Source organism: Veillonella sp., assembly GCF_019414865.1.
Lineage (GTDB): Bacteria > Bacillota > Negativicutes > Veillonellales > Veillonellaceae > Veillonella.
The window spans coordinates 1-5,775 of sequence record NZ_DXLG01000102.1 but is presented as its reverse complement, the minus strand read 5'-3'; the positions used below and the strand labels follow the sequence as shown (position 1 = coordinate 5,775).

6 protein-coding genes are annotated in these 5,775 nt (G+C 37.7%); all 6 read left to right on the top strand.

The features are described 5' to 3' along the window. The first annotated feature begins 33 nt into the window (after window positions 1-33). Complete coding sequence (locus QZ334_RS06540; RefSeq protein WP_295232976.1) at window positions 34-825, top strand: hypothetical protein; 792 nt, start codon at window positions 34-36, stop codon at window positions 823-825. A 68-nt stretch (window positions 826-893) separates the two neighbouring features. Beyond that, the gene (acpS, locus tag QZ334_RS06535) at window positions 894-1,265 is read left to right on the top strand and encodes a holo-ACP synthase (protein WP_295232974.1); all 372 of its coding nucleotides are present in this window, start codon (window positions 894-896) and stop codon (window positions 1,263-1,265) included. 1 nt (window position 1,266) lies between these two features. Beyond that, the gene (locus tag QZ334_RS06530) at window positions 1,267-2,838 is read left to right on the top strand and encodes an NAD(P)H-hydrate dehydratase (RefSeq protein WP_295232970.1); all 1,572 of its coding nucleotides are present in this window, start codon (window positions 1,267-1,269) and stop codon (window positions 2,836-2,838) included. Window positions 2,839-2,840: 2 nt separating this feature from the next. Next, on the top strand, window positions 2,841-3,785 hold the full coding sequence (locus tag QZ334_RS06525) for a ComEC/Rec2 family competence protein (RefSeq protein ID WP_005386348.1): 945 nt from the start codon (window positions 2,841-2,843) through the stop codon (window positions 3,783-3,785). Window positions 3,786-4,030: 245 nt separating this feature from the next. After that, window positions 4,031-5,128 carry an N-acetylmuramoyl-L-alanine amidase family protein gene (locus QZ334_RS06520; RefSeq protein WP_105089284.1) on the top strand — a complete coding sequence of 366 codons (1,098 nt, stop codon included), beginning with the start codon at window positions 4,031-4,033 and terminating at the stop codon, window positions 5,126-5,128. Between the two features lie 3 nt (window positions 5,129-5,131). Continuing rightward, window positions 5,132-5,692 carry a GerMN domain-containing protein gene (locus QZ334_RS06515; RefSeq protein ID WP_295232966.1) on the top strand — a complete coding sequence of 187 codons (561 nt, stop codon included), beginning with the start codon at window positions 5,132-5,134 and terminating at the stop codon, window positions 5,690-5,692. Window positions 5,693-5,775: the final 83 nt, after the last annotated feature.

Here is a 5,775-nt window from a genome sequence, read left to right as displayed (position 1 = left end):
GTTATATACATTTTATTTGCTTGAGGTGAAAGTATGGATCAAGGTGTAATTGAATATATTGCTAATGTCTTTGACATACCAAAGCTAGCACAACCTGTAAGTGCAGTTCAAATGCCTTTACCGTTAACACGGTTAGCTGAGATACCCTTAGATAGTTCTGTTAATCAATGCCAAGGCTTTTGTTATAACTCTAAAAAAGATGTATTTGTTCTTGCTTGTATAAACTCAGATAATACAAAACAAATTATGTATGAAATAAATCCAACAACGTTACAAGTTGTTGCTAAGTATGAATATAGTCAAAAACGTTTATTAGGCCATATGAATACGTTGACCTATAATCCGAATAATAATCGCTACTATACAACCAACGCTGTTGTAGATGGATATATCGTTACACCTATTGAAGCTGATAGCATGATTGTAGAGTCACCTATTAAATTAAAAGAAAAGGTATTTAACTTTGCCTTTGATAAAGAGCGCAACGAATATGTATCGATTGTGCCTTTAACAAATTCTCATCGTACAATTAATTATTACGATGCTAATTTTAACCGAATTCGTAGCTTTACCATTGATGCAGAGCATACTGATTTAAATAATAATGGCGCCTATGCATCAAATGGTAATACTATATTTACGACCTTAACAACCTTTGTTTCTGTTGATGATGAAGGTGTTGTTAAGAATATAACTCCTTATACGTCAGGTATGGAAGTAGAAGATATGGATTATCGTAATGGTCAAATGTATGTAGCCGTTAATCGCAAGGGTAAGGTAGAAATTTATAGCTTACCTACATTACCATTTTCAGTAACTGCCTAGATTTTATCTATGTTTTTATCCACTTTAAGAGTGTATAATATAAATGTTAGGGTAATTTAGGAGTTATTATGAAATTAGGGAATGATATTATTGAAATTGACCGTATCTGTCAAGCTATAGAGAAATCTAAACCATTTCGTGAACGCGTGTATACGTCTCATGAGATTGATTACTGTGAAAGCCGAAAAAAAGGGCGTTATGAGTCTTATGCTGGCATATATGCTGCTAAAGAGGCTTTCATTAAAGCATTAGGAACGGGAATGCGCCATGGTTCATGGCAAGATATAGAAATTTATCATGATGAATTGGGGGCCCCCTTAATTCGTCTACAAGATACTTTCAAAGAAATCTATGAAACATTAGGTTATACTGATATACATGTGTCGATTAGCCATTGCAAAGAATATGCAATGAGCACGGTTATACTTGAAGGAGCATAAGATGCAAATATTAACAACTGAAGATGCTCGATATATAGATCAAGAGGTACCTAAGCAGTTAGGTGTATCTTTGGAAATTCTAATGGAAAATGCAGGACGTGGCATTGTAGATGCTTTATGGGGACAATATGACTTATTTTCCTTAGATAATGCACGTTCAATCAATAGTTTTGTATTATTTATCTGTGGTACAGGAAATAATGGGGCAGATGGACTTGTAGCCGCTCGTCATCTATTAGAACAAGGTGTACCTGTACAAATTGTACTGGTAGGTGATACGAGCAAGTGTAGTGACCTCTTTGCAGTGCAACTTGAAAGATGTGAAGCAATGGGTTGTATCATTGATACGTATGACGAATTCAATGATTGGTCTAATGTAGCTATTGCTGTAGAAGGTATTATGGGCACAGGCTTAACAGGCCGATTGCGGGACTTAACCATCGATGTTTTGCATGATATTGATACTATGCGTAGTCAATATAATTTTGATTTGTGGGCTATTGATGTACCTGCAGGGCTAGATGCTTCTTCTGGTCAAATTTCAGAGGGAACACTGACTTATGATTATACGGTTACCTTTGGGGCTATTAAACAAGGTTTATTGTTATATCCTGGTAAGTCCATAGGGGGAACAGCTATTGTTGCACCTCTAGGAGCACCTTGGCAACACGTATTAGCTGATCGGGATAGTACTATAACCATTGATTCGGATTTAGCAGAAACGCTAATTAATTATCGGGTTCCTATGGCACACAAGGGTGTAAATGGAAATACATTAATCGTTGGTGGATCTAGTGATATGGTTGGAGCCCCTATGTTGGCCGCAGAAGCTGCTGTTCATAGTGGAGCCGGTAAGGTTACATTAGGCGTTCCAGATACAATTAAACATGTTGTGCAAGGTCGTATCATACCGGAAGTAATGGTAACATCTATTGATGAAAATGAATTCCTTTATGATGGACGTCAAGTCGTTGCTATTGGTCCAGGTTTGGGGCGCACTACAGATATTCTAGATGTAGTAAATCAAGCTATTGATACCTATGAAGGCGCTCTCGTCATTGATGCAGATGCGTTATATGCATTAGGCCATGTAGGTTCTGTCGATAAAGATGCTTTACGTGATGGCCATATTGAGTCCGTATATAAGGTGCAAAAAAATCTGCCATACTGTGTAATGACGCCTCATTTAGGTGAATTTAGTAGACTTATAGATTTGCCAATAAAATGGATTGAACGTCATTATATTACACTGGCTCGAGCATTTGCTAAGGCTCATCAAGTAGTGTTAGTACTTAAGGGAATTCCTTCTGTTGTGGCACTACCTGATGGTACGGTATATGTTAATACTATCGGAAACGCCGGTATGGGAACTGGCGGAATGGGGGATGTGTTAACAGGTATTATTGCAGGTTTTATTAGCCAAGGTTATTCCTTACAAGATGGTGCCATTTTAGGCGTCTATGTACATAGCCGCAGTGCAGATATACTAAGTGATACTAAAACTTGGGGGTATACACCTAGTGATGTAAGTACATCGATAGGTTGTGTCATTAGTGAATTATTGGGAGAATAAGAATGACAAATAAAATACAGCGTTTTATAGCCTTTTTATTAGTGCTATGTATTCCAATCTTTGCCATTGCGGGATGCACGAATAAAGATGTAGCTAATGCAGCATCTCAGAATAGCACTAGTGTAAATGAAGGCTATTCCATTGATACGAAACAAACGAACCCTGAAGGTCATCTAGATGTATATATGCTAGATATTGGTCAAGGCGATGCCATATTGCTCAAGGTTGGCGATGAATATAGTATGATCGATACAGGTGACATTGAGCATCGTGAGAACATTGTGGCACAGTTAAAGTCTATGGGTGTTACAAAGCTAAAAAATGTAATTATCACACATCCGCATGCTGATCATATGGGTGGTTTCTATGCTATTGCAAAAGCTATGCCTATTGAACATGTGTATGATGATGGCATTTCTGTTGATAATAATATGTATAAAACCTATGAAAAATGGATTGATAAAAATAAAATCCAACGGTCTACATTGCGTAGTGGTGATGTAGTGGATTTTGGTCATGGAGCGGTATTTGTTGTATATGCACCTTGGACTGAACCTTTAACAGATAAAAAAGGAGCGCCAGATCTTAATAATAACTCTATTGTAGGTAAATTAATTTTTGGTAAATTCTCTATGCTCTTTACTGGTGATGCAGAATTACAAGAAGAGAAAAAACTCATAAAAGAGCAGAACTCTAGACTGTTTGCCCGTGTTCTTAAGGTAGGTCACCACGGTTCTCGCACAAGTAGCTCTGAAGATTTTTTGAAATCTATTAAACCAGAAAGTGCATTAATTTCAAATGGCATGTATAATAGTTATGGTCATCCTCACGATGTAACATTACGTCGTTTGCAGGAGAACAATATTGCCATTTACCGTACAGATACGATGGGACGTATTCACATTAGTACGGATGGGAATGAATGGCAAATTACAACTGAACGTTAGCGTCGATTGCATAGCACAAAAAATAATTTTAAGCAACTAATTTTTGTGTGTACTGTATAAAGACTTTATATAGTAATATGTATAATCGGCATACTAATCTTCATGTTTGTATGAAATAATCTATCTATAATCTAACATTAGTTTATGGATAGATTGGAACGATGAGACTTTGATTCACAAAGATATCATCGACTCATCTCTATGGTTTGGACACTACGTATGTCAGTTAGATTGGAGTGAATGTATTGCGTAAACTATTTTTTATGTGCCTTGCTGTCTTGATGGCGATACCACTATTCTTGACTCAAGCAAAGGCAGCTAATCTTGAAGATGCTCGATGGGTGACACGAACTGATGCACCGGTACCATATGTTCGTATGGTTATGGATTTGTCAGCACCGGTAAAAGCGTCTGCATCGATTAGCAAAGATGGGAAAACGACGACTGTTACCTTAAAGAACACAAAGCTAAAAACTGCTAAAGCGAATATCAATATGGACTCTAGCATAGCTAGTTCTGCTAGACTCACAGAAGATGGCAGAGATGTGAAGGTAACAATCAAGACACCTTCATCTATCGATACGAGTGATGTAAAGGTATTTTCCCTAAAGAAAGATACGGTTAATCAGAAACCGTATCGCATCGTTGTAGATGTACAGAAAAAAGGTGTGGCACCTAAACCTGCTTATTATGGCAAACGTCCATCTCCTTCTGCACATCCTGCGAAAAATATGCCAACAGGATCCGGTAATTATTCTATTAGCGGTGGTCTATCTGGTAAAACAATTACGATTGACCCAGGTCATGGTGGTAGTGACTCTGGTGCCGTTGGGCCGCATGGTGTACAAGAGAAAAATATTACACTACCGATTTCTATGTACTTGAAAAAAGCTCTAGAAAATCGTGGCGCTAAAGTGCTTATGACTCGTACTACAGACGTAGACGTATACGGTCCTAATGCAAGTGGTGTTGATGAATTGGGTGCTCGTGTTAACGTAGCAAACCGTAGCAATTCTGATGCGCTCATCAGTGTGCATATTAACGCATTCAACAACCCAAGTGTTGGTGGTATTGCAACATACTACTATAGCAAAACAGGCAATGATGCTCGATTAGCACAAAAGGTACAATCTCAAATTGCTAGCGTTCCAGGTTTCAATGGTGACCGTGGCATTCAAGAAGGTAACTTATATGTGTTGAGACATTCTAACATGCCTGCAGTTCTTGTAGAGCTTGGTTTTATTTCCAACCCTAATGAAGAACGTGTATTGCAATCTCCTCAAACACAAGAAGACTTTGCAAATCGCATTGCCAATGGTATTGCTAGTTACTTTGGAGGTTAATCGATGAAATTACGTAAACAAGTTCTGTCGATTCTCTGCGTAGGTTTGCTTGCATTTGCAGCGGGTTGTACACCTAATCAAGCACCTACAACTAGTAAAAGTGAACCTGTGCAAGAGACGAAAGTCAATAAGGATGCAGAAACAACAAAAACATCTCAAGAAATGGTTAAGATGGCCTTCTTTGTTCCAACAGAGGATGGCTCAGGGGTAAAACAATCAACCGTTGAGATGGAGGCGGACAAAGTAACGCCTAAAGCTGCTCTTCTAGCGATGTTAAAAGCTGATAGAGCACAAAAATATCCAGTATTCTCCAAGGATATTGAAATTACATCCGTTACTGTAAAGGACGGCATTGCTTCTGTAGAAGTGAATAACGCTTTCGTAAAAGGTAATGGTGGGGACTTAACTGTTAAATTACAAATGGCTGCCATTGTAAATACATTGACATCCTTTGATAATATTAATGGTGTTCTCTTCGTTAGCAATGGTAAAAAGGTAACTACTGTAGGTTCCTTTGATACGAAAGATCCTGTTAAACGGATGACAAACCTAATTAAAAAATAATTAAGTTAGGCTCATTGATAGCAGATAGTTGATATATCAACTATCTGCTATTTTTGTTGTCTTTTATATATGTTACAATACAA